This window comes from Sphingobium sp. TB-6, from assembly GCF_012927365.1.
Taxonomy (GTDB): domain Bacteria; phylum Pseudomonadota; class Alphaproteobacteria; order Sphingomonadales; family Sphingomonadaceae; genus Sphingobium.
This window is the reverse complement of record NZ_JABBGL010000011.1, coordinates 118464-141994: the sequence shown is the minus strand read 5'-3', so window position 1 is coordinate 141994 and position 23531 is coordinate 118464. Positions and strand designations below refer to the sequence as shown.

Sequence of the window (23531 nt, the reverse complement as noted above, 5' to 3'; positions counted from 1 at the left end):
CACGATCAACATCCCGTTCTCGCCAACTGATCAAAACCAGTCGGCCGACTAAATCCCCGGGATGAAGGGGTCCTTTTTGCACGCCGATCACCCCACGAAGGGGGTGCCTATTGCACGCTGATCCTCAGGCCGACCAGGGCGCGCTGTTCTCGTCACTCGACGGGGAGGTCGAAATCCATCTCAAGTATAACCGTGACTACTTCGCTATCGACCATTGGTTCACGCGACGCGAGGAGGAGCTGTGGCACCGAGGCGATTTGCTGGACCTGGTAGGAACGTGGGCCCGTCAGCGGAGGACTGAACCCGCCGCAAGGCTGTTGTGCGAAGCGGTTTCGCTGTTCGGCGAGCGGAAGGATCTGGAGCTGCTCGAAAGCCTGGATCCGGTCGTCCGCGCAGGGTGCGTCGAAACAATTGCCAATTGCAGCTACGATGTGCGGCGGCGCTCGCTAGATGCAACAGGTACAGGGGTTCAAAAAAGTCGAATGGTGATGGCCGAATTATAGCGCGTATAGCAGACGGACAGTCGGAAATCCCTTAGACATCGGATGATTGTGCTGCCGCTGAGAATTGAACTCACAACCTCAATATTTGTTCGTCTTTTCTACGCGATTAGTATGGAATCTTCCAGCCGGCGATTGGCTCATTTTAGAATATCTATTCTATACTAGCTGATCAAAATCGATCCCCTTTGCCAGTGAGCGATTGGTCCACGTCTAAGGAGTAAAATTTGCACCTGGATGACCGACGAGGGTCGTTGCAGGTCGTCCGCTTACATCACTCTCCCGCTTCAAACCGGGTTGACCGCTTCCGGCCAAAACAGGTCGTCGAATCCGGCATCTGCTAGCCTTACTGCTTTTCCCGAGCTATGATCGCTAGGCGCCTCGAAATCGAACGTTGTCAGGATTCCAGAGCGTCCCGCTTGAACCGCAGCAGCCGCCCGTCCTCAGCCAGGTTCCCACGATTTCATCGATGCCGTTCGCAGGCAGTTACGGGTATGAATGCGGGCTCCCCATATTCTCCATACACATCGCTCTGTAACCAAGCACGTTCGGCGTCACTCTCCTCTTCCCCAATGCTTTTCCACCAGAATCGTAGAGTGGCATCCCAGCGATATCCGTGAGATTTCAGCCGGTCTTTGGCGTCAAAAGGAGCGTCGATGGCGTTCACCCGATATGTCGGCCGTTCCGAACAGGCGATGAGCTTGGCCAGGATCGTCTCTCCATCCGGCAATCCGTGGGAAAGCAGATAGAGCAGTGCAAGAATGTCATTCTCGGCCCTATGTCCCTCATAGAACCAGCCGCATTGCGAGACGAGGTGGGCAAGTGCGCGCCCCTCGAACCCAAGCTCCAGCCAGTCCAATTCGGCCATCGAGCAGGCCCAGGGCTTGCCGGCAATGGCCGGCAGGCGCCGATCCACGAACGGCCTGTCAAAGGCGGCATTGTGGGCGACGATGAGATCGGCGGACGACAGAATATCCACAGCCGTCACGTCGTCGATCGCCTGTCCAGCAACGTCGTCCGCTGCGAGGCCGGTGAGCTTGGTGATCTTCGGATCGATCGGAATACCGGGATCTTCACGCCAAACCCGAGGCATCCCGACCTGGATGATCCGCCCGCGATCATCGAACCGAAAACGCTGAACGGCCAGCTCGATAATTCGATCGGCTTCGCGATCGAGGCCGGTGGTCTCCACGTCGATCGCCACGCCGATCCGGCTGGAGGCAAGCGGGTCCGCCTCATGAAAATGGGTCACAGGGACAAGACGACGCTGCACGCGATAGTCAGGGTGCATGCTCAGGAAATCAGCCGCCTGCGAATGGCGATCGGGCGCAGTGAAGTTCATCTCGCGGCGATCCCTGCCATCAGCCCTCTACCACCCTGTAAACCGCGCCACTGCCTGCGTCCCGAACGAGATCGACTCGCTTTCCATCCCAATGATAGTCGAGATGCCTGCCCTGAATGGGATTGGACGCGCAGTCCGGATAGAAAAGCGCAACACATTCGCCGCCAGCCTGTCGCACGCTTGTATAAGCCATGCCATCCGACCCCGAACCGCGTAGGCTGGAAGCGAGCTGCTGAGCTGCCCCGTAACTCTCTGGATCAAGACAAGGACCAAAATCCTCGTCACTGCCGCGAAGATCATGCAGCTCGGCATCGACCTTCAGGACGATTTCCCGGAACTGCGACGTCCAACCGGCTGGCTCGGCCGTCCGGGCCATGAAACGCGCATGATGATGGATCGTCTCGAACAGCGCGGTTTCATAGTTTCGCGCAACATAAAGAACGCCATAGCTTCCATCCGAGAAGCGGCTCGGTCGATCAAGACTGACATGCGTGAACGACGCCATCAGATAGGATGCCCCAATGCCACCGATTCGCCGCTCGGGAGGGACCAAGTCGATATTCCCGACTGACGTCATGATGCGCGGGTTCGTCTTCTGCTCGGCCGATATGAGGAGGGGCCAATCGGCTGGATCCGCAATATCCTCGAACAGATCGATGGGAGGATAGATGCTGCGGATGATTCGGACTGCGCCCTCCCATTCGACCCTGTTGACCGGCGGCACTGCAATTCCAGTCACCAGCCGCCCCGCTCCGCGTCGAGATAACGTCGCACCCGCATGATATCGGTCAGCTCGCCGCCCAGCATGACTGCCAGCGCACTCGCGCCCTCGAAGGCCGCATTGGGCGCCTTGATCCAGTCATAGCCACGCTGCGGCTCCTGAAAGATGATGCGGAGCGCCTTATGGATGCCCATGAGGTTGGAGAGCCGGGCAAGCCCATCGCGCGAGATGCGACCCGGCCCCTCTGCTTTCCAGCGCCGGAAGCTGCGCACCGGCATATCGGTCAGGACGGCAGCCTGCTCATCGGTGACGCCCCATTTGGCGAACAGATTGAGTGCCGCACGAAACATCGCGCCCCCTTCTTCCTGGGTCATGGGTTCCGGCCGGAACGGAGCCGCGACCGTCTCAATGGGCTGCAACATGGCCATAAGGTTCCTCCACATGGCCTACTATATAGATTTTACTGCCAAATGGCAACATTCCGCCTGACGGCTACGCTCTATTTCGCATAAACATCGTTTATGCGTTGAATCGCATAAGCTGTCGCGCCGCTTTGCCCCTTAGCGCCGCCCAAACCTCGCTTTGATCACCTTCTCGGCAGCCCGAAGCTGATCGAGATAGTCGCTCCAATATTGCATCATCTTGACCCGCTCGTTCCAATGCTCGCCGCGCAGGTAGGCGCGCCGGACATCGTTGCTTTCGAGATGCGCCAGCTGCCGCTCGATCGCGTCGGGATGCCATTTGCGGCTCTCATTGAGCAAGGTGCTGGCCGTCGCGCGAAAGCCGTGCCCGGTCATCTGCGTCTTGTCATAGCCCAACCGTCGAAGCGCCGCGTTGACCGTATTCTCCGACATCGGCCGCCTCGGATCGCGAATGCTGGGGAACAGATATTTCGAGTGGCCGGTGATCGGGTAGAGCGCCTCCAGCAGGTCCATGACCTGCGTGGACAGCGGCACGCGATGCTCGCGCCCCATTTTCATCTTCTCGGCCGGGATCGTCCAGATCGCCAGATCAGGATCGAACTCCGACCATTCAGCGTGACGCAGTTCGCCAGGCCGGACGAACGTGTGAACGCCGAACTTCAACGCGATTTCGACAGCCGGTTGGCCCTCATAGCCCCACATGGCGCGCAGCAGTTCGCCGACCCCACCCGGATCGGTAATTGCGGCGCGATGCGTGACCTTGGGCGTGATGAGCGCGCCTTGCAGATCGACGGTGACGTCGCGCTGCGCGCGGCCGGTCGCAATTGCATAACGCAGGATGCTGCCACAGGTCGTCCGCAGCCGCCTTGCCGATTCGTAGCGCCCTTTCACCTCGACCGCGCGCAGGACGGCAAGAAACTCCGGGGCGGTCAGTTCGCCAATCGGCCGCTCGCCGATGATCGGCTCGGCATAGCGCAGCAGCCAGCGCATCTTTTCCATCGTGGCGGCCGAACGCCCCTCAGCCTCCAGCTTGGCAAGCCACTCCTGGGCAACCGCGCCGAAGCTATCCCCGCCATTCAGCGCCAGGGCGCGCTGGAGCCTCTTGTGGGTCGAGGGGTTCGTACCCCGCTCAAGCAGCTTGCTGGCCTCCGTGCGCTTCTCGCGCGCCTCCTTGAGCGAGACTTGGGGATAGACGCCGAGCGATAGCGTCTGCTTCTTGCCGCCATGCGAGAAATTCCAGCGCCAGTAACGGGCGCCGTTCGGGTTCACGAGCAGATAGAGCCCGTGCATGTCGCCGACCTTGAAAGGCTTCTCGCGGAGCCCAATTTTACGGATGGCGGCATCGGTAAGCATGACGTTGATTTTCCCGGTTTCGATACCGAGGAAACTACCGTTCGCGCATCCGGGTAGCAAGGTACACGCCCGGACAGCGGTGGACGAGATACCACAAACCGGCCCAAATATACCATCGATTTCGGACGGCTATGGACAGGAAAATCAAGGGAAATGGTGCCCGGGGACGGAGTCGAACCGCCGACACTGCGATTTTCAGTCGCATGCTCTACCAACTGAGCTACCCGGGCACGGATCCCGGCGAGAACCGCGGGCCGTTTCGTGAGGCGTGCCTATAGGCATCAGTTCGGGGTGCTGTCTAGCCCATCATCGTCACTTTTTTTCATCTCGTCCGAAGCGGGTGAGCCGGGGACGCGATAGCCCTCGCCCAGCCATTGCAACAGGTCGCGGTCGCGGCAGGCTTTTCCGCAGAAAGGGCGGGTTTCGGGATGCGAGGGCTGGCCGCAGACCGGGCAGGAAGAGGATTTATGCGACATGGCCAGCCGATATGGCGAGGGTTGCGTCCGCCTTCAAGCTGATCGCGCCGCCACGGCGGCGGGCGAGCGTTTCGATCCAGTCGGTCGCCTTGTGCAATCGGTCGATGATCGCAGGGGCAGCGGTGATCGTCGCCGCGCCGCCATTGCCGTGGCGTTCGGCACGGCGCAGCAGCGCCAGCGCCGCCGTCTCAACGGGATCGGCGCGGAGCAGTTCCATCAGGTTCATGCGCTCGCGGCGGCGGATGATCTGGACGAAACCGAAGCCGTTGACCGCCGTGCGCTCAAAGGGAAGCGGCAGATATTTGTCGATCTGCGCCGAAGCGACGGCGCGCTCGTCCTTGTTGTTCATCGTCGGCAGATCGATGCCGATCGAGCCGGTCAGGCCCATGCGACGGATCGCCTGCGCCGCCAGTTTCGCGCCCTTGGGGCCCAGCTTGGCGGGTGGCATCGAGCCGTCGACGTCGATCAGGATCATGGCGGGCGTGGGGAAGATGCGCAGCGCCGCTTCCTCCGTTCCGATATCGCCGGAGATCGCCTCTTCCATCAGTTCGCTCCAGCCATGGGCTTCGAAGCGGTCTTCCTCATGCGCCGGGCAGGGCACGACCGGAATGCCGGTGGCGCGCAGGCGCTGGAGCAGGCTGGGGGCGGGATGAGCCTTGGAGCCGGGCTGGGCGATGCGCGCCTTGGCGAGCTTGGCGCGGCCCTCTTCCGGTATGGCTTCGCGCAGGATTTCGAGCAGGACGGTGGCGCCCTCCGCGATTTTCGGCGGGATGGGTTCGACCAGCACTTCCTCGCCGGAGATCAGGCGAGCGATGCCCCGTTTCTTCGGGATGACGGTGCGGATCAGCTTGCCCTGCATCACCGAGCCGGCGCGGGCGGCGTCACCCTCGCGTTCGATCTGCGCTTCGACCAGCCGGCCCTTTTCGATCAGCGCGGCGCGGGCCTCGCCAATGCCTTCTTCATAGAGCCATTCGGCCATGTCGGTCAGTCCAGTGGATAGCCCGCTGCCTTGAGCAGCGCGCGGGTTTCGTAAAGGGGCAGGCCCATGATCGCGCTATGGCTGCCCTGGATGGCGCGGATAAGGCCGGCGGCGCGACCCTGGATCGCATAGCCCCCCGCCTTGCCGTGCCATTCCTGGCTGGCGATATAGGCGTCGATCTCGGCGCGATCGAGGCGTTTGAAAGTGACGATATTGGTCGAGAGGCGATGGCGCGCCCTGCCCTCCGCGTCGATGAGGGTGACCGCGCTCAGCACGCGATGACGGCGGCCGGAGAGGATGCGGAGGCACTCCCGTGCTTCCGCTTCGCTCTCTGTCTTGGGCAGGATGCGGCGGCCTGCGGCAACCACCGTATCGCCTGAAAGGACCAGCGCGCCGGGATGGCGTGCAGCGACCAAGGCGCCCTTGTCTGCGGCGACGCGGGCGGCATAGGCAGAGGGGAGTTCGCCTTTCACGGGTGTTTCGTCAAGGTCGGCGGGGTCCACCGCGTCGGGAGACACGCCGATCTGGCCCAGAAGGTCACGCCGTCTGGGAGAAGCCGAAGCAAGAATGAGCCGCATCAGAACAGCGGCTTATTTGAAGCGGTAAGTGATCCGACCCTTGGTCAGGTCGTAGGGAGTCAGTTCGACCAGGACTTCGTCGCCCACCAGCACGCGGATGCGGTTCTTGCGCATCTTGCCGGCAGTGTGGCCGAGGATCTCGTGATCATTTTCAAGCCGTACGCGAAACATGGCGTTGGGGAGAAGCTCCACAACCTGTCCGCGCATTTCAAGCAGTTCTTCTTTTGCCATAATATCCTGGGAAACCGAAAAATCGCGCCGCCATAGCGCCAAAATGCTGAAAAAGAAAGTCAGGCTGAAACGCCGAACGCATCACCGGCTTTTTGAAGGACCGCAAAGACGTGATCGAGCTGATCCGCGTCAAGGCAATAGGGCGGCATGAGATAGATGGTGTTCCCGAGCGGCCGCAGCAAGAGGCCGTTTTCATGCGCAAAGGCACGCAGGCGCGGCGCGAGGTCGGAAAGATAGCCGGCGTCAGGCGCGATCAGGTCGATCGCGGCGATGGCGCCGATCCGGCGCGAGTTGGCGAAGGCGGGATGGCCTGCCAATTTTTCGAGTCGCTCCGCCATGCCCTGGGCCAGAGCAGCGATACGGCCAAGCACATCCTCCTCGCGCCAGATGGCGAGGTTGGCGGCGGCGGCGGCGCAAGCGATGGCGTTGGCGGTGTAGCTGCTCGAATGGTAGAAAAGCCGGGCGCGGTCCGTCGACTTGTGCGCTTCGAAGATGCGCGATGTCGCGAGGGTCACGGCGAGGGGAATCGTGCCGCCGGTAATGCCCTTCGCCACGGCCATGATGTCCGGCACCACGCCCGCCTGCTCGCAGGCGAAGAGGGTTCCAGTGCGGCCCCAGCCGGTCATCACCTCGTCCGCGATGAAGAGGACGTCGTGACGGGCGCAGATCGCCGCCATCTCGCGCAGGACAGAGGCGGGGTAGATCAGCATTCCTCCCGCGCCCAGGATCAGCGGCTCGACAATGAAGGCGGCGGGCTTTTGCGCGCAGGCGGCTTCAAGCGCGTCGAGGGTCGCCTGTTCCGCGCCGGGGGCGGGAAAGGGGATGGTCTCCACATCGAACAGCAGTGGCGACCAGGCGGCGTTGTAGACGCCGCGCTCGCCCACCGACATGGTGCCGATAGTATCGCCATGATAGCTGTGCTGGAGCACGAGGATGCGGTGGCGCGGTTCGGAGAGGCCATCCAGCGCCAGATTGTGCCAATAGCCGAGCGCCATTTTGAGCGCGACTTCGACCGCCGTGGAGCCGCTGTCGGAGAAGAAAACATGGGCCAGCGGATCGCGATCCGCCGCGCGGGGCGCGAGATCGACCAGTCCGCGCGCAACCTCTTCCGCCGGTTCATGGGTGTAGCCAGCGAAGATGAGCTGATCGAGCTTCCCCGCCTGTTCGGCAATGGCCGCCGAGATCCGGGGATGGCAATGGCCGTGGGTCGTCACCCACCAGCTTGAGATGCCGTCGATCAGCGTGCCGCCGTCGGCCAGATGCAGCAAAGCCCCCTCCGCCCGGTCGACATGGGGGATCGGCTCGTTCAGGCCGTGCTGGAAAAAGGGGTGCCAGACAGGAGAGGTCATGGCCGTTGCTTAGGCCGATGACCTCCCTCTGTGCAATGCCGCGCTTATTGAGCGGGCGGGGTAGCCGGAGCAGCGCTCGCGTCCGCAGCCGAGGACGTTGGAGCGGCAGCCTGAATCTTCTGCTGGAGCGCCGGATCAGCGGCAGCGGCCTGGCCGATCTGGTTGAATTTTTCCGGCGGGATGCCCGACGCCTGGAGCGCCGCCAGCATTTTGGGCTGCTTGTCGGCGGCGGCGATCGAGCTGTCCTGCTGGATCTTCGTCACCTCGACGGCGGCGGCGGCGAACTGCTTGATATCGGCGTCCGAGAAATTACTGGCACCAGCCGCTGGAGCGGCAGGCGCCGACTGGGCGGGCGCGGCGGGGGCAGCGGCACCCTGAGCCAGAACCGGAGCGGCAGCGGCCAGCGCGATCGACGCCATACCGGCCTTCAGAAAGATATTATTCAAACCCGACAAATTGCTTCTCCTCAACTTTACCTATGGTTTGAACGCCAAGCTGTGGAAGAGGTTGTCAGGAGAAAAGAGCCATCCGACCAAATGTTGCATTTAAGAGACGGTCAACAGATAAAATGCAGTTAATCGCATGACTCAAACGTTTCGCCGTCGCGAAAATTCATTGCTTTTCCGGAATGAAAAAGGAGCCGGATTCTCTCGTCCGGCTCCTTCTGATTCTCACCAGATCTTCACCCGATCTTGCGGCGCAAGAAATATCTTGCCGCCCGCTTCCGGCTTGAAGGCCGAATACCATTGGTCGAAATTGCGCACCGTGTCGGCGCGATATTGCGATGGCGAATGCGGATCGGTGACGAGGCGCTGGCGCAAATTGGGCTCGCGATAATTGCGCCGCCACACCTGCGCCCAACCCAGGAAGAAGCGCTGGTCGCCGGTCGTGCCGTCGATCACCGGCGCGGGCTTGCCGCCCAGCGAGGCGTGATAGGCGTCGAGCGCCACGGCGACTCCGGCGAGGTCACCGATATTCTCGCCCAGGGTGAAGGCGCCCTTCACATGCGCGCCGGGGAAGGGTTCATAGGCGTCATATTGCTTGACCAGCTTGTCGGTCAGCGCCTTGAAATTGGCGACGTCCTGGTCGCTCCACCATTGGTTGAGCTTGCCCGTCTCGTCATATTTCGCGCCCTGATCGTCGAAATGATGGCTGAGTTCATGGCCGATCACCGCGCCGATGCCGCCATAATTGACCGCCGGATCGGCATGGGGATCGAAAAAGGGCGGCTGCAATATGGCGGCGGGGAACACGATCTCCACCATGCCGAAATTGGCATAGGCGTTGATCTCCATCGGCGTCATGCCCCATTCCCAGCGATAGATCGGCTTGCCGAGCTTGCCCATCTGATAGTCGAACTCAAACTGGTTCGACCGCAGGGCATTGCCGAACAGGTCGTCGCGTTTGACGGTCAGGCCCGTATAGTCGCGCCATTTGTCGGGATAGCCGATCTTCGGCGTGAAGGCGGCCAGCTTCTTATGGGCGCGGGCCTTGGCGGCGTCGCTCATCCATGTGAGGCCATCGATGCGGCGGCCCATGGCGGCGATCACATTCTTGACGAGCTGATCCATCGCCGCCTTGGTTTCGGGCGGGAAATATTTGGCGACATAGGCTTTGCCGACTTCCTCGCCCATAGAACCCTTCAGGAAATCCACGGCGCGTTTCCAGCGGGCCTCACGTTCCGGCGTGCCTGACAGGGCGGTGCCGTAGAAAGCGAAATTCTCATTGGCGACCGCGTCCGGCAGTTGGTCGGCAAAGCTGTGCAGCGTGCGCAGCAGCAGCGCGTCCTTCAGCACGCCGACGGGCGTCTTGGCGATCAACGTAGCCTCCCCAGTGACGGCGCTTGGTTGCGACACCAGAACATCCTTGGGATGGAGCTTGTTGGCGGCGAAATAGGCGGTGAAATCAAAGCCCGGCGCGGCCTTCTGCAATTCCGCCAGCGTCATCTTGTTATAGGTCTTGTCGGCGTCGCGGCTGTCGACCTGGGTCCAGTGGACCCTGGCGACCTCCGTCTCGAAGGCCATCAGCGCGGCGGCGCGGGCCTTGGCGTCCGCTTCACCAGCGAGCGTCAGCATCTTTTCCAGATGCGCGACATAGGCGGTGCGGATCGCCGCCATCTTCGCATCGGGCTCCAGATAGAAATCGCGGTCGGGCAGGCCGAGGCCTGACTGGTGCAGGACAAGGATGTAGGTTTCCGGGTCCTTGTCGTCCTGATTGACGTAGAAGCCGAAGGGGCCGTCAATCCCTGCGCGCGCGGCTTCGGCGGTCAGCTTTGCATAGGATGCCTTGTCCTTCACCGCCTTGATCTTCGTGATCCAGGACTTGGCGGGGTTCAGCCCCCTGGCTTCGACCGTGGCGGCGTCAAGATAGCTGGCATAGGCGGCTCCGATCTTGCTGTTCGGGTCGTTCTGCGCCGCGTCGAGAATGCCCTTGGTCCGCTCGCGGGACAGGTCGTCCAGCGTGTTAAAGGCGCCATAATTGGACTTGTCGGCGGGGATCGGCGTGTTCTTCGTCCAGGTGCCGTTGGCATGATCGTAGAAATCGTCGCCGGGCTTCACCGACTTGTCCATGCCAGCGCTGTCGAAGCCATAGCTGCCATAAGTGGGTTTCATTGCCGGATCGGACTTTACCGGATCGGACTTTGCCGGATCGGTTTGGGCGACGGACGCGCCTGCAACCAGCGCAACTGCCGCCGCGCCGAGGAGGAGATATTTCATCAAAGCTTCCCTTGCTTCATCTGGTCAGGGCGCGTGGACGCACCCATGATGGCCGGGAGTTGAGCGTTCGAAGACGGGGATGTCCATGTCGTTTGTCGAAAAATCTTCGACGCTTGCGGGTTTGGGAGGCTGTTTCCCTCAGAGGATATCATGCCGCTGCAAAGGCAAGAGGATGAGGCGCCTTAAGGCAAGGTGACGGATGCCGCAAAAGCCGTTTTCAGCGTCGCAGCATCCAGCGGATCGAGATATGGCAACCGTCCCAGGCTGGATACCCTCCCCAGTTCCGGAATGATCCGCTCATTCTCTTCATTCGGCTCACCGATGAAGGCGATCCCCGCTATCGAAATGCCCCGCGCCCGCAACGCCTCGATGCTAAGCAAGCTATGGTTGATCGTGCCCAGCCCTGTCCGCGCACAGAGGATGACCGGCGCGCGCCAATGAGCGAACAGGTCGATCATCAACAGCGTCTCGCTGACCGGCACCATCAGTCCGCCCGCGCCCTCCACCACCAGCGGACCGTCCACTTGCGGCAAGGCCAGCCGGTCGAGGCCGATCTCCACCCCGTCGATCCGCGCCGCCAGGTGGGGGGAGGCGGGTGTGGTCAGGCGATAGGCTTCAGGCAGGATGCGCGACGCGGGCAGGCCGGAAAGCGCGGCGACCCGCTCCTTGTCGCCTTGGGGGTCGATGCCCGCCTGGACCGGCTTCCAATAATAAGCGCCCAGCGCCCCGGCTAGGCCCGCCGCGAAGACGGTCTTGCCGATGTCGGTATCCGTGCCGGTGACGATGAAGACGCTCATGTCACTACCTTGCGCAACGCCTCGCCCAGCGCAGCAATGTCGGCGCGGCCGACATTCAGGGTGAGCGAAATCCGCAGGCGGCTGGTCCCCGGCGGCACGGTCGGCGGGCGGATGCCGCGCACGTCGAACCCAGCCTGCTGCAAGGCGGCGGCGGCGGCCATGGCCCGGCGATCCTCGCCCAAAATGACCGGGATGATCTGGCTGCGCGGCGCGGGCAGGCCGAGCGGCGCGCAAATCGCTTCGCCGGCGTCGACCCGCAGCGTCTTCAAACGGTCGCGCAGGTCGCTCGCCTGCTCGATCCGGTCGAGCGCGGCCGAAACCGCAACCGCCATCAATGGCGAGGGCGCGGTGGAGAAGATGAAGGCGCGCGCCCGGTTGATCAGATAGTCGATCAGCAGGCGCGGCCCGCAGATCAGCGCGCCCTCCACCCCCATCGCCTTGCCACAGGTGTGCAAGGTCACGACATTGTGCAGCCCGTCCAGACCCGCCGACAGACCCCGCCCCGACGGCCCGAAAACGCCGGTGCCATGCGCTTCGTCCAGGATCAGCATGGCCTCATGCTTTGCCGCCAGCACCGCCAGATCGCTGAGCGGCGCCATGTCCCCATCCATGGAATAGAGCGTTTCCACGGCGATCCAGACGCGGCCCTTGCCGCCTTCCTGCCGCCAGGCGGCGATCAGGTCGGCAAAGCTCTGCACATCATTATGGCGGGCGAAGACGGCCACAGCCTTTGACATGCGGATGCCGTCATGGACGCTGGCATGGATCAGCTCGTCCGCGACGATCAGGTCGCCCCGCTGCGGCAGGGTGGAAAACAGCGCCAGATTGGCGGCGAAGCCGTTTGCCATGAACAGCGCGCCTTGCGTCTTGAAGAAATCGGCGGCCTTGGCCTCCAGCCCTTCATGTTCGGGCGCATTGCCGCGCAGCAGCCGCGATCCGCCCGAACCCACCGGCACGCCCCGCGCCACGGCGTCGGCCACGGCCTGCGCGATGATCGGGTCGGAGGCGAGGCCGAGATAATCATTGGAGGCAAAGTCCCGCCCGGCGCGCGGCATCAGGCGGCGCAGGCGGCCCCGCTTTTCTAACGCCGCCAGTTGGGAACGGAAAGGTTCGCTGGTCATGGCGCGGCGTATAGGCCCGCAGGGGCGGGCCGGGCAAGCCGGTCGACGGGAGAATCAATTCTCCCGTCGACGGATGGGGAGGAATTTTAGAAGGAGAAGCTCAACGAGAAGGAAGCGACATTGTCGTTGGGATCATCGGCATGCGGGCGGAAGCCGTGCTGGTGGAGATAGCCGATCTCCGCATTCACATTCTTCGCGATCGGGGTGGTGATGGCGATCAGGTTGCGCATCCGCTCCTCGCCCTCGACCCGCTGGAAATTGGTGGTGTTGAGATCGATGAAGCTTTCATGGCTCAACAGCAGCGCGGTCTTGCCGCCTTCCCTGAACGGCAGCACATATTTGACATAGGGGCGCAGCCGCCAGGCGGTGCCGTCCACCCCCTCGCGCCAGCGTTCCTCCAGCCGCAGGCGCGCGCTGAGCTGACCGGGGCCGATCTTGACGATATTGTCGAAGGTCACCTGCTGGCGCCCGCGATGCTCCATCACCGTGAAGTTGCCGCCATTATATTGCGGGTCATGGGTATAGCCGGCCCAGACCGTGACTTTCTTGCTGACCTTGTAGCCGATCAGCGAATTCATTTCGACCTCGTACAGCCCGTCGCGATCATCGCTGAACCGGGCGATGACCTCTTGCGAAAAGCGCCAATGATCGCTCAGCTTCACGGTCGCGCTGGCGGCGGTCCAGAGCTGTTCATCCTCGCTGGCGTGCGCCACGGCCGGAGCGGCCAGCAGGGCGAGCGCAGGCAGCAGTTTGCAGGTCAGTCGCATGATTGTGATTCTCCTCTCGCCATCCTGGCGAACGGGGGCCAACTATGACTATTACGTTACAATCTTGTGACTATATCATTTCTAATTTGTGACATTTCTATCTCCTTGACCCAAAGGCCGTGCCGTCGCCGAAGAGCCTTCAGCACCGCATCCTGCTTCCCGCAAAATAACGGCCCCGCCACTTTGCAGGGCGGAGCCATCGTCCCGTCTTTCCCTTTTCAAGCGGCGAGTTACGCGCCGTGCGCGAGCGCAGCCAACAACAGCAGGGCGACGATATTGGTGATCTTGATCATCGGATTGACGGCAGGCCCCGCCGTATCCTTGTAGGGATCGCCTACCGTGTCGCCCGTCACGGCCGCCTTATGGGCTTCGCTGCCCTTGCCGCCATGATTGCCGTCTTCGATGAACTTCTTGGCGTTATCCCAGGCGCCGCCGCCCGAGGTCATCGAAATGGCGACGAACAGGCCCGAGACGATCACGCCCAGCAGCAGCGCGCCCAAGGCCGCGAAGCCGTTGGGCGTGCCCGCCACCGCCGAGATCGCGAAATAGACGACGATCGGCGCCAGCACCGGCAGCAGGCTGGGGATGATCATCTCCTTGATCGCGGCGCGAGTGACAAGGTCCACGGTGCGGGCGTAATCGGGCCGCGACGTGCCCTCCATAATGCCCTTGTTGGTGGCGAACTGGTCGCGCACGTCTTTCACCACGTCACCGGCTGCTCGACCCACGGCAGTCATGCCCATCGCGCCGAACAGATAGGGCAGCAGCGCGCCAAGCAGCAGGCCAACGATGACATAAGGGTTGGACAGGCTGAAATCGACCGGCTCGGTCAGGCCAAGCGCCGAGTTGTAGAATTTCAGATCCTCCGTATAGGCGCCGAACAGCACCAGCGCGGCGAGGCCCGCAGAGCCGATGGCATAGCCCTTGGTCACCGCCTTTGTGGTGTTGCCCACCGCGTCGAGCGCGTCGGTCTTGACCCGGACGCTGTCGTCCATATGCGCCATTTCCGCGATGCCGCCGGCATTGTCGGTGACCGGGCCATAGGCGTCGAGCGCCACGACCATGCCCGCCAGCGCCAGCATGGCCGTCGCCGCAAAGGCGATGCCGATCAGGCCCGCAAGCTGATGGGCGACGATGATGCCGGCCACGATCACCAGCGTCGGCAGCGCGGTCGCCTCCAGGCTGACGGCCAAGCCCTGGATGACATTGGTGCCGTGGCCGGTTTCCGAGGCGCGGGCGATGCTGCGCACCGGGCGGTAGTTGGTGCCGGTATAATATTCGGTGATCCAGACGATCAGGCCCGTCACCGCAAGGCCGACCATCATCGACCAGAACAGCGCCATGCCGGTATATCCGCCCGACCCGTCCAGATCGGTGCCGAAGCGGGCATTGAGATCGCCCAGCGTATATTGAGTGACCGCGTAGAGCGCCGGGATCGACAGGATCGCCGTGGTCCAGAAACCCTTGTAAAGCGCGCCCATGATCGACTGGCTCGCCCCCAGCCGCACCATATAGGTGCCGATGATCGAGGTGATGATGCACACGCCGCCGACGATCAGCGGCAGCGACATGAGCTGCATCAGGAACGCATTGTCGACGCCCTTCACCAACAGCGCGGTCAGCACCATGGTCGCGCCGACCGTCACCACATAGGTTTCGAACAGGTCGGCCGCCATGCCCGCGCAGTCGCCGACATTGTCGCCGACATTGTCTGCGATCACGGCGGGGTTGCGGGGGTCATCCTCCGGAATGCCCGCCTCGACCTTGCCGACAAGATCCGCGCCGACGTCCGCCGCCTTGGTGAAGATGCCGCCGCCCAGACGCGCGAAGATGGAAATGAGGCTGGCGCCAAAGGCCAGGGCCACCAGAGAGTCGATCACCAGCCGGTCGTCGGGCGCATGCCCCGCAGGTCCGGTCAGATACCAGAAGAACAGGCTGATCGCGAGCAGCGCCAGCCCCGCCACCAGCATGCCGGTGATCGCGCCCGCCCGGAAAGCCACCGTCAGGCCGCTTTGCAAGGACGTGCGGGCGGCTTCGGCGGTGCGGACATTGGCACGGACCGAGATGTTCATGCCGATGAAGCCTGCCGAGCCCGAAAGGATCGCGCCGATCAAAAATCCTATCGCTGACGTCGCGCCCAGGAAGAAGAGGACCAGCCCCGCGACGACGACGCCGACCATGCCGATCGTCATATATTGACGGCTGAGATAGGCCTTCGCGCCTTCCTGAATCGCGCCCGCAATCTGTTGCATGGTTTCATTGCCGGCGGATGCCGCCAGCACCTGTCGACTGGTGAACAGGCCGTAGAGCACGGCCAGCAGGCCGCACCCTATGGCAATTGTGACAATCTGCATGAATGTTCCTCTCCCCCTGTTATGCCTGTCATCGGCCACTCCGCAGGGAATTACGGGCGGGCGAAGGGCGTAAGGGCGGGCGGCCGGATTTCATGCATCCGGCATCGGGCACCGCGTCAATCAGCAACAGGCTCACGCACATCATGCGGTCCTACCGGGGCTGAGAAAGGTCGGGGGTGAAGCTACAGGGCGGACGGGCCGCGTCAACCCGTTACGGCATTGACGCAAATCAGAAAAGTTCAGCCATGTTCCCAGCCGAGCCGGTCGGGCAAGGGCATGGCCACCCCGTCGATCATCAGCGTCAATCCCGTCCCTTGCGAAAACCGCCCGACCGGAATGGCCCGCACCGGGGGCTTCAACGCGGCGGGCAAGGCAAAGAGCAGCTCATAATCATCCCCCGCCCGCGCCGCCGCGATCTGAATCGCATTGCTGGCGCCACGCGCGCTTTCCAGTGCCGGCGACCGCGGGATATGGTCGATGGTGACGGCCAGGCCGCTCGCCGCTGCCATGCGCGAGGCGTCGATCAGCAGGCCGTCGGATACATCCATCATGGCATGGACAAGGGGCGCCAGCAGCGCCCCTTCGGCCAGACGCGGACGCGGACGGCGATAGGCGTCGACCAGAGGTCCAGAGGCGCCCGGCATGGTTCGCAGCAGCTCAAGGCCGATGCCCGCATCCCCCACCGGGCCGGTCAGGTACAGCCGGTCCCCGGCCTTGGCGCCACCGCGCAAGGGGACAGGGCCGGTCGCCTCGCCCAGCGCGGTCAGGCTGTAGCTGCGCGGAGCCCTGTTCGGCATCTGCACCGTGTCACCGCCCAGCAAAGGCATGGCGTGACGGGCCAGAGCCTCCCCCAACCCTTCGAGGAACGCGGCATCCCACGCATCATCGCCGGACAGCGCATAGTTGAGCAGGCAGCCGAGCGGCTTCGCGCCCTTGGCCGCGAGATCGGACAGATTCACTGCCGCCAGCTTCCAGCCGATGTCGGCGGGCGGATCGGCGGGAAGATAATGCACCCCCTCCACCATCGTATCGCTGGTGAGGATCAGGCGGGAGCCGCCGACTTCCAGCACGGCGACATCGTCCTGCAAGCCCTGCGCGGCGGGGTCATTCGCCAGCAGGCGAAGCAGGGTCAGGAAGCGCGATTCAGCGGACATGGCACGGCCGATCCTCTTTAGCGCCTCGCACTCCTGCCTTCGCAGGAGCGCAATCGGCCATAACCGTTATTTCCGCACGTCCTTCGCCACCGCATCGAGCAGGCCATTCACAAAGCCCGCCTCGCGCTTGTCGTAAAAGGCGTGGGCGACATCGACATATTCGCTGATCACGGTGCCGGTCGCCACATCCTTGCGGGCGAGCAGTTCATAGGTGCCCGCACGCAGGATCTGCCGCATCGGCTTGTCGAGCCGCTCCAGGCTCCAGCCCTTGGAGAGACGCGCCACGATCAGCCCATCAATCTCCTCCCGCCGCCGGTCCACGCCCTGCACGACATCGTCGAAGAAACTCTCCTCCGCCTGCGCATAGGTCACATCTTCGATGGTCGCGCCCAGGCGATGCTGGTGGAACTCATGCAGCAGCACATGGAGCGGCGTGCCCTCCATTTCGAGCTGGTAGAGCGCCTGAACCGCGGCAAGGCGCGCGGCGGAGCGGGATTTGGAGCGATCGTTCATCAACAGGTCCATAGCCGTTCGAACCGGAAATGTCGAAACCGGCCCGAGGGAGAAAAATGACCCCGCGCAATGCGCAGGGCAACGGATTATTTGAGCCGCAACGCCACCGAAGCCGCATGCGCCGGAAGCCCCTCCGCCTCCGCCAGCGCGACGGCGGCGGGACCGATGGCATCGATGCTGTTCTGATCGAGGCTGAGGAAGCTGGTGCGCTTCATGAAGTCCAGCACCGACAACCCCGAAGAGAAGCGCGCCCGACGCCCGGTCGGCAGCACATGGTTCGGCCCGGCGACATAATCGCCCACCGCCTCGGGCGTCATCCGGCCGAGGAAAACCGACCCGGCATGGCGCACATTGGCGAACAGCGCGTCGGGATCGTCCACCGCCAGTTCCAGATGCTCGGCGGCCAGGCGGTCGACCAGCGGCATGGCTTCGTCGAAATCACGCACGACGATGATCGCGCCATTGGCGTTCCAGCTCGTGGTCGCCACGACCTCCGTCGACAGCAAAGGCAAACGCCGCTTCACTGCCGCCGCCACTGCATCGGCAAAGGCCGCATCGTCTGTGAACAGGATCGACTGGCTGGTGGGGTCATGCTCGGACTGGCTGAGCAGATCGGCCGCGATCCAGTCAGGATTGTTCTTTGCGTCAGCGACCACGACGATCTCGGACGGTCCCGCGACCATGTCGATGCCGACCACGCCGTAAAGCTGACGCTTCGCCTCCGCGACCCAGGCGTTGCCGGGGCCGGTGATGACGTCGACCGGCCTGATCCGATCCGTGCCATAAGCAAGCGCCGCCACAGCCTGCGCCCCGCCGACGCGCCAGATTTCCTCGATCCCGGCGATCTGCGCGGCGGCGAGGACCAGCGGATTGATCTCCCCATTGGGGGTCGGCGTCACCATGGCGATGCGCGACACGCCCGCCACCTTGGCCGGGATCACGTTCATCAGCAGCGAGCTGGGATAGGCCGCCCGGCCGCCCGGGACGTAAAGCCCCGCCGCGTCCACGGCGTTCCAGCGCGCCCCCAGGCGAACGCCCGCCGCATCAATGCTGTCGCTGTCCTGCGGCCTCTGCTTTTTATGATAGGCGGCGATCCGCGCCGCCGCGAGTTCCAGCGCGTCGCGCAGCTCGGTGGAAAGACCCTCCAGCGCCGCGCGGCATTCGGCGGGTTCCACCGCCCAGCCGCTGACGTCCAGATCGTGGCGATCGAAACGGCTGGTATAGTCGGCCAGCGCCGCATCACCCTCGGCGCGCACCCGCTTGAGGATCGCGGTCACATCGCGCGACACATCCTCATCGGCCTCGCGCCGGGCATCGACCAGTGCGGTGAACGCAGCAGCGAAATCGGCGTCGCCCGTGTCGAGCCTAAGCGGCATCCTTCGTCCCCACGGCCTTGCGGAAAGCCTCCACCAGCGGCACCAGTTCGGCCGAGCGCATTTTATAGGCGGCGCGATTGACAATCAGCCGCGCCGACACCTGCATGATGATGTTAGTCTCGACCAGCCCATTGGCCTTCAGCGTCGCGCCCGACGACACAAGGTCCACGATCCGCCGCGACAGCCCCAGCGAGGGCGCCAGTTCCATCGCTCCGTTCAGCTTCACGCATTCGGCCTGAATGCCCCGCGCTTCATAATATTTGCGCGTGAGATAGGGATATTTGGTCGCGACGCGCACATGGCTGAGCGCGGCCTCGTCCTCTTGCGATAAGCCGACGGGTTCCGCGACCGACAGGCGGCAATGCCCCATGTCGAGGTCGACCGGCGCATAAATCTCGGAATAATCGAACTCTGCCAGCACGTCCGAACCGACGATGCCGATCTGCGCCGCGCCATGCGCCACAAAGGTCGCCACGTCGAAGGCGCGCACGCGAATGATCGACACTTCGGGCCGATTGGTGGCGAAGCGGAGAGCGCGGCTTTTCTTGTCATGGAACTCCGCCTCCGGCTCGATACCGGCTTTGGCGAGCAAGGGCAGCGCTTCATCGAGGATGCGCCCCTTGGGGATGGCGAAGGTGAGCGGACGAGTCATGACCCGCGCGCCTTACTTGGAGGGGCGTGAAAGGGCAAGGTCGGGCTGCCCACCCCGCTTGCGGGAGGGGTTGGGGGTAGGTTCAGGCCGCCTCCGCCAGCGCCGCCTCGGTCGCCGCGATCCAGCCGCCGCCCAGCACCCGGTCGCCCGCATAGAGAACAGCCGCCTGTCCCGGCGCCACTCCATATTCGGGCGCATCAAAGACCAACCGCTCGCCCTCCAGCCGCGCCGGGACCGGCTTGGCCATGGAGCGCACCTTGGCGGTCAGCGGCCCGGCGAAATCCCCGCCCAGCCAATTGATGTCGGAGAGCCGCGCCGCCGACACCGCCAGCGCCGCCTTCGGCCCGACGATCACGCGCCGGTCTTCGGCATCCAGACGTATGACATAAAGCGGTTCGGCCTGCCCACCGATCTCCAGCCCCTTACGCTGGCCGACCGTATAATGGATCATCCCCTTGTGCGTGCCCATCACGCGGCCATCGATATGAACGATGTCCCCGCCCTCATCGGCATCGGGTCGCAGCTTGCGCACGATCTTCGCATAGTCGCCATCGGGCACGAAGCAGATGTCCTGGCTGTCCGGTTTGAGCGCAACCGACAGGCCGAGTTCCGCTGCGATCTCGCGCACCTGCGGCTTGGGCAGGCCGCCCAAAGGAAAGCGCAGATAGTCGAGCTGCGCCTGAGTCGTGGCGAAGAGGAAATAGCTCTGGTCCCGCGCCGGATCGGCTGCGCGATGCAGTTCCGCGCCCCGCGCCCCTTCCATCCGGCGCACATAATGGCCGGTGGCCAGACAGTCGGCGCCAAGGTCGCGCGCTATCTGGAACAGGTCGGTGAATTTCACCCCCATATTGCACTTCACACAGGGGATAGGGGTGCGCCCGGCCATATATTCATCGGCAAAATCAGCGATCACCGAATCCCGGAACCGGCTTTCATAATCAAAGACATAATGGGCGATGCCGATGCGGTCCGCGACCGCCCGCGCATCGCGAATATCCTGTCCCGCGCAGCAGCTTCCGGTGCGTCCCACCGCCGCGCCATGATCGTAAAGCTGAAGCGTCACGCCAATGGTTTCCGCGCCCGTGCGCGCGGCAAGCGCGGCGACGACGCTCGAATCCACGCCGCCCGACATGGCGACGACGATGCGCCGCGCATTCAGCGGCTCGGTAAGCTGGAACTGGGGCTGCATGGGCGCGCATATAGTCGTCCCCGTCCCAGGGTGCCAGCCGGATTCAATCTTTCGTCGCATCGCCGTACCCATTTCGGGGGACAAGTTTACCGGACCTTATCCTTTAGGCTCTAAATCCCTCTCCCATGGATCTGGGATTCCTTCGGACAGGCGGGCTCAAGCCCAGCTTCGTCAAGCCTTCGGGCCGGCGGCGCGTGCCGGTCTGGCCGTCCTTGCGGGCCGCTTCGGCGGCGGCGCAGGCGGCCAGCCCGACCGCGCAGGCGGTCGCGGGCGTCCTGCGGGGGCAGGAAATCGAAGGCGACTGGGTCCAGGAACTGGCCGATATCCTCGCGCCACGTTCCGGCGGCAATATCGAGGCCGTAGGGCTCGCGGGCAGCTTTAACCCGTTGATCGCGAACCGATTAAGGGTGGGGCAAGGATGATGAAGGGGGCGTTTACCGTGGCGCTTTAGGCCCTGTTCAGGGCTTGGAGCGCAAACAGTTCGCACTGCTGAACAATCGGCAACGCCAGTGCCGCTTATTGAGGGTGATAATGATCGAGAACCAGAAAATCAGACCTGCACAGGTCGTCGGGCCGCTAGGAGAACCCCTGACTCTGGATAGCCTGCCGCCCGTGGACACGACTCGCTGGGTCGTGCGCCGCAAGGCTGAAGTCGTCGCGGCCGTCAATGGCGGCCTGCTGACCGTGGATGAAGCCTGCGCCCGCTATTCGCTGACGCTGGAGGAATTTGCGAGCTGGCAGCGCGCCGTCGACCGTTCCGGCATGCACGGCCTGCGCGTGACGCGCATCCAATATTACAAGTCCCTCTACGAACGGCAGCAGAAATACTGATCATCCGTTTCTAGAAAAAAGGGTCGCATTACAGCAAGGCCGCCGGATCTGGCATCCGGCGGCCTTCTGCTTTGTCAAGGTGAAATGGAACGTAAAGCCGACTTCTCCGTTGAACAGATCAGCCCACCCGAAAGGGGCTGTGGACCAAGGAGAGTGAGAAATGGGCATCATTTTGTGGCTCGTTGTCGGCGGCGTCATCGGCTGGCTTGCCAGCATGGTCATGCGGACCGACGCGCAACAGGGCATCCTGCTGAACATCGTCGTCGGCATCGTCGGCGCGTTCATCGGTGGCCTGATCTTCAGCGGCGGTTCGATCAATGACGGCCTGACGCTTTACAGCTTCCTCGTGTCGCTGGTTGGCGCTGTCATCCTGCTCGCGATCGTCAATCTGGTGCGTCGCGGTTCGGTCCGCTAAACACCCGGCAAGAACAAAGAGGCCGTGTCCGTAGGGGCGCGGCCTCTTTTATGCGCATATGCGGCTGTTCAACCCCGCCCGGCAAAGAATCGATAGAGCGCCAGCACGCCGATCGACCCCAGCACGGCCGCGATGAAGCTCGCCTGCTCGCCGGGTTCATAAACGCCCAGCAGTCGCCCGACATAGCCCGCCAGCAGGGCGCCGGCGATGCCCAGCAGGATGGTGACGACGCAGCCGCCCGGATCGCGGCCTGGCATGACCAGCCGGGCGAGCGCCCCGGCGAACAGGCCGACAATGATCCATCCCAGCAATTCCATCGCCGCCTCCCGCCGCCATGCGGGCTATAGCGCCACAGTCGGGCGCCTTTGGCAAGGGCCGGTCGAGCGGACGCCCCGCGCCTGCCAAATGGCTTTGCGATCCTTCCCACGGCCGTGATAATGGGGGCTTGAGCCGGGTGATGTATTCATGTAATACAGCAACCCGAACGGCGCTGATGGCCGAAAGATGGATTCAGGATGAATTACGAAACCCCGCTGGTCGGTGATGCGCCGGCAAATGTCCTTGGCGATCAGGATGAGCGCTCGATCTGGCGCCGCAGGCTGGTGATCGGCGCCGTCGTCGCCATCATCCTGATCGCTGTCGCCACCTGGGTCAGCATGCGCGGCAAGGGCGCGGAAACCCCCGCCAGCGCCACGCAGGCGCCGGTCGTGACGGTGATCAGCCCCGGCCAGTCGACTGTGTCGCACACCATCAGCGCCACCGGATCGCTCGCCGCGCGGGTGGAAATGCCGGTGGGCGTCGTGGGCGAAGGCGGTGCGGTGACGCGGGTGCTGGTGCAGCCGGGCGACTGGGTCCGCGCCGGCCAGATACTCGCGACCGTCGAGCGCTCCGTCCAGACCGAACAGATCCGCTCGCTCGCCGCGCAGGTGGAGGTCAGCCGCGCCGACGCCAAGCTGGCGCAGGCCCAGCTCGACCGCGCCAAGGCGCTGGTGTCGCGCGGCTTCATCAGCCAGGCCGACATCGACCAGCGCACCGCGACCCGCGATGCCGCCAATGCCCGCGTCAATGTCGCCATTGCCCAACTGGCCGAACAGCGCGCCCGCACCGGCCGCCTCGACATCCGCGCGCCCGCCGCCGGGCTGGTGCTGACCCGTGCGGTGGAACCGGGCCAGATCGTCGGATCGGGCAGTGCCACGCTGTTCCGCATGGCCAAGGGTGGCGAGATGGAAATGCTGGCCCAGGTCAGCGAAGGCGATCTGGCCACGCTGCGCACCGGCAACAGCGCCACCGTCACCCCGGTCGGTGGCACCGAGCAATTTACCGGACGCGTCTGGCAGGTGTCGCCGGTGGTCGACAATCAGAATCGTCAGGGCATTGCCCGGATCGCCATCCCCTATAATCCGGCGATCCGTCCGGGCGGTTTCGCCTCCGCCGCGATCGTCAGCGGCACCGGCTCCGCGCCGATGCTGCCGGAATCGGCGGTGCAGAGCGACGAGAAGGGCAATTATGTCTTTGTCGTCAACGGCCGCGACGAAGTGCAGCGGCGCGACGTCAAGATCGGCCAGGTGACGGATGCGGGCGTGTCGATCCTGAACGGCCTCAACGGCAATGAACGCATCGTGGCTTCGGCCGGCGCCTTTCTGACGCCGGGGCAGAAGGTGAAGCCAGAGGTCAGCAAGTCCAAATGAAGCGGC

26 protein-coding genes and 1 tRNA gene are annotated in these 23531 nt (G+C 63.7%); 5 read left to right on the top strand and 22 right to left on the bottom strand.

Features of this window, described 5'->3' with window-relative positions:
- Window positions 1-110 precede the first annotated feature (110 nt).
- Window positions 111-503 (top strand): hypothetical protein, encoded by a 393-nt coding sequence (locus tag HHL26_RS16180; protein WP_169576175.1) that lies wholly within the window; start codon window positions 111-113, stop codon window positions 501-503.
- 460 nt (window positions 504-963) lie between these two features.
- On the opposite strand, the gene HHL26_RS16175 is transcribed toward HHL26_RS16180, so the two are convergent.
- The 21 genes from HHL26_RS16175 to mnmA all read right to left on the bottom strand — a co-directional run bounded on the left by HHL26_RS16175 (window position 964) and on the right by mnmA (window position 20591).
- Complete coding sequence (locus HHL26_RS16175; protein WP_169576174.1) at window positions 964-1842, bottom strand: 3'-5' exonuclease; 879 nt, start codon at window positions 1840-1842, stop codon at window positions 964-966.
- Between the two features lie 19 nt (window positions 1843-1861).
- Entirely contained in the window at window positions 1862-2581 is a 720-nt protein-coding gene (locus tag HHL26_RS16170) for an RES family NAD+ phosphorylase (protein WP_169576173.1), read from the bottom strand.
- Window positions 2578-2991 (bottom strand): MbcA/ParS/Xre antitoxin family protein, encoded by a 414-nt coding sequence (locus HHL26_RS16165; protein ID WP_169576172.1) that lies wholly within the window; start codon window positions 2989-2991, stop codon window positions 2578-2580. The genes HHL26_RS16170 and HHL26_RS16165 overlap by 4 nt, the downstream gene beginning before the upstream one ends.
- A 132-nt stretch (window positions 2992-3123) precedes the next feature.
- Window positions 3124-4338 carry an integrase arm-type DNA-binding domain-containing protein gene (locus HHL26_RS16160; protein WP_169576171.1) on the bottom strand — a complete coding sequence of 405 codons (1215 nt, stop codon included), beginning with the start codon at window positions 4336-4338 and terminating at the stop codon, window positions 3124-3126.
- 154 nt (window positions 4339-4492) lie between these two features.
- Window positions 4493-4568 (bottom strand) — tRNA-Phe (locus HHL26_RS16155).
- A 51-nt stretch (window positions 4569-4619) separates the two neighbouring features.
- Window positions 4620-4814 carry a DNA gyrase inhibitor YacG gene (gene yacG, locus HHL26_RS16150; RefSeq protein ID WP_082748736.1) on the bottom strand — a complete coding sequence of 65 codons (195 nt, stop codon included), beginning with the start codon at window positions 4812-4814 and terminating at the stop codon, window positions 4620-4622.
- Window positions 4804-5793 carry a ribonuclease gene (locus HHL26_RS16145; protein WP_066561038.1) on the bottom strand — a complete coding sequence of 330 codons (990 nt, stop codon included), beginning with the start codon at window positions 5791-5793 and terminating at the stop codon, window positions 4804-4806. Before HHL26_RS16145 ends, yacG begins: the two co-directional genes overlap by 11 nt.
- Before the next feature lie 5 nt (window positions 5794-5798).
- Entirely contained in the window at window positions 5799-6371 is a 573-nt protein-coding gene (locus HHL26_RS16140; RefSeq protein WP_066561036.1) for a nucleoside triphosphate pyrophosphatase, read from the bottom strand.
- A 12-nt stretch (window positions 6372-6383) separates the two neighbouring features.
- Window positions 6384-6602, bottom strand: a complete 219-nt coding sequence (infA, locus tag HHL26_RS16135; RefSeq protein WP_003049127.1) for a translation initiation factor IF-1 — start codon at window positions 6600-6602, stop codon at window positions 6384-6386.
- Between the two features lie 59 nt (window positions 6603-6661).
- Window positions 6662-7951, bottom strand: a complete 1290-nt coding sequence (locus HHL26_RS16130; RefSeq protein ID WP_066561033.1) for an adenosylmethionine--8-amino-7-oxononanoate transaminase — start codon at window positions 7949-7951, stop codon at window positions 6662-6664.
- 44 nt (window positions 7952-7995) lie between these two features.
- Window positions 7996-8406, bottom strand: coding sequence for a DUF4168 domain-containing protein (locus HHL26_RS16125; RefSeq protein ID WP_066561030.1), 411 nt, complete (start codon window positions 8404-8406; stop codon window positions 7996-7998).
- A 216-nt stretch (window positions 8407-8622) separates the two neighbouring features.
- Window positions 8623-10668: a M13-type metalloendopeptidase gene (locus tag HHL26_RS16120; RefSeq protein ID WP_066561024.1), complete on the bottom strand. Its 2046-nt coding sequence runs from the start codon at window positions 10666-10668 to the stop codon at window positions 8623-8625.
- A gap of 182 nt (window positions 10669-10850) precedes the next feature.
- Window positions 10851-11465 (bottom strand): dethiobiotin synthase, encoded by a 615-nt coding sequence (bioD, locus tag HHL26_RS16115; RefSeq protein WP_066561021.1) that lies wholly within the window; start codon window positions 11463-11465, stop codon window positions 10851-10853.
- The gene (locus tag HHL26_RS16110) at window positions 11462-12586 is read right to left on the bottom strand and encodes an 8-amino-7-oxononanoate synthase (RefSeq protein WP_066561020.1); all 1125 of its coding nucleotides are present in this window, start codon (window positions 12584-12586) and stop codon (window positions 11462-11464) included. Before HHL26_RS16110 ends, bioD begins: the two co-directional genes overlap by 4 nt.
- Before the next feature lie 86 nt (window positions 12587-12672).
- Window positions 12673-13353 carry a DUF2490 domain-containing protein gene (locus HHL26_RS16105; RefSeq protein ID WP_145907445.1) on the bottom strand — a complete coding sequence of 227 codons (681 nt, stop codon included), beginning with the start codon at window positions 13351-13353 and terminating at the stop codon, window positions 12673-12675.
- Window positions 13354-13583: 230 nt separating this feature from the next.
- On the bottom strand, window positions 13584-15707 hold the full coding sequence (locus HHL26_RS16100; RefSeq protein ID WP_066561018.1) for a sodium-translocating pyrophosphatase: 2124 nt from the start codon (window positions 15705-15707) through the stop codon (window positions 13584-13586).
- Between the two features lie 239 nt (window positions 15708-15946).
- Window positions 15947-16861, bottom strand: coding sequence for a thiamine-phosphate kinase (thiL, locus tag HHL26_RS16095; protein WP_066561017.1), 915 nt, complete (start codon window positions 16859-16861; stop codon window positions 15947-15949).
- 66 nt (window positions 16862-16927) lie between these two features.
- On the bottom strand, window positions 16928-17374 hold the full coding sequence (gene nusB / locus HHL26_RS16090; protein ID WP_066562086.1) for a transcription antitermination factor NusB: 447 nt from the start codon (window positions 17372-17374) through the stop codon (window positions 16928-16930).
- An 86-nt stretch (window positions 17375-17460) separates the two neighbouring features.
- Window positions 17461-18750, bottom strand: a complete 1290-nt coding sequence (hisD, locus tag HHL26_RS16085) for a histidinol dehydrogenase (RefSeq protein ID WP_066561015.1) — start codon at window positions 18748-18750, stop codon at window positions 17461-17463.
- A complete protein-coding gene (gene hisG / locus HHL26_RS16080) occupies window positions 18740-19402 on the bottom strand; it encodes an ATP phosphoribosyltransferase (RefSeq protein ID WP_066561012.1) in 663 nt (220 codons plus the stop codon). The genes hisD and hisG overlap by 11 nt, the downstream gene beginning before the upstream one ends.
- Window positions 19403-19484: 82 nt before the next feature.
- The gene (mnmA, locus tag HHL26_RS16075; RefSeq protein ID WP_066561009.1) at window positions 19485-20591 is read right to left on the bottom strand and encodes a tRNA 2-thiouridine(34) synthase MnmA; all 1107 of its coding nucleotides are present in this window, start codon (window positions 20589-20591) and stop codon (window positions 19485-19487) included.
- A 125-nt stretch (window positions 20592-20716) separates the two neighbouring features.
- On the opposite strand from mnmA, the gene HHL26_RS16070 reads away from it, so the two are divergent.
- The 3 genes from HHL26_RS16070 to HHL26_RS16060 all read left to right on the top strand — a co-directional run bounded on the left by HHL26_RS16070 (window position 20717) and on the right by HHL26_RS16060 (window position 21837).
- Window positions 20717-21013, top strand: coding sequence for a hypothetical protein (locus HHL26_RS16070; protein ID WP_046762224.1), 297 nt, complete (start codon window positions 20717-20719; stop codon window positions 21011-21013).
- A gap of 109 nt (window positions 21014-21122) precedes the next feature.
- Entirely contained in the window at window positions 21123-21422 is a 300-nt protein-coding gene (locus tag HHL26_RS16065; RefSeq protein WP_066561002.1) for a DUF1153 domain-containing protein, read from the top strand.
- 160 nt (window positions 21423-21582) lie between these two features.
- A complete protein-coding gene (locus HHL26_RS16060) occupies window positions 21583-21837 on the top strand; it encodes a GlsB/YeaQ/YmgE family stress response membrane protein (protein ID WP_066560993.1) in 255 nt (84 codons plus the stop codon).
- 68 nt (window positions 21838-21905) lie between these two features.
- On the opposite strand, the gene HHL26_RS16055 is transcribed toward HHL26_RS16060, so the two are convergent.
- Window positions 21906-22154, bottom strand: coding sequence for a GlsB/YeaQ/YmgE family stress response membrane protein (locus HHL26_RS16055; RefSeq protein WP_066560991.1), 249 nt, complete (start codon window positions 22152-22154; stop codon window positions 21906-21908).
- A gap of 198 nt (window positions 22155-22352) precedes the next feature.
- Here HHL26_RS16055 and HHL26_RS16050 point away from each other — a divergent pair, with 198 nt between their 5' ends.
- Complete coding sequence (locus tag HHL26_RS16050) at window positions 22353-23525, top strand: efflux RND transporter periplasmic adaptor subunit (protein ID WP_066560988.1); 1173 nt, start codon at window positions 22353-22355, stop codon at window positions 23523-23525.
- Window positions 23526-23531: the final 6 nt, after the last annotated feature.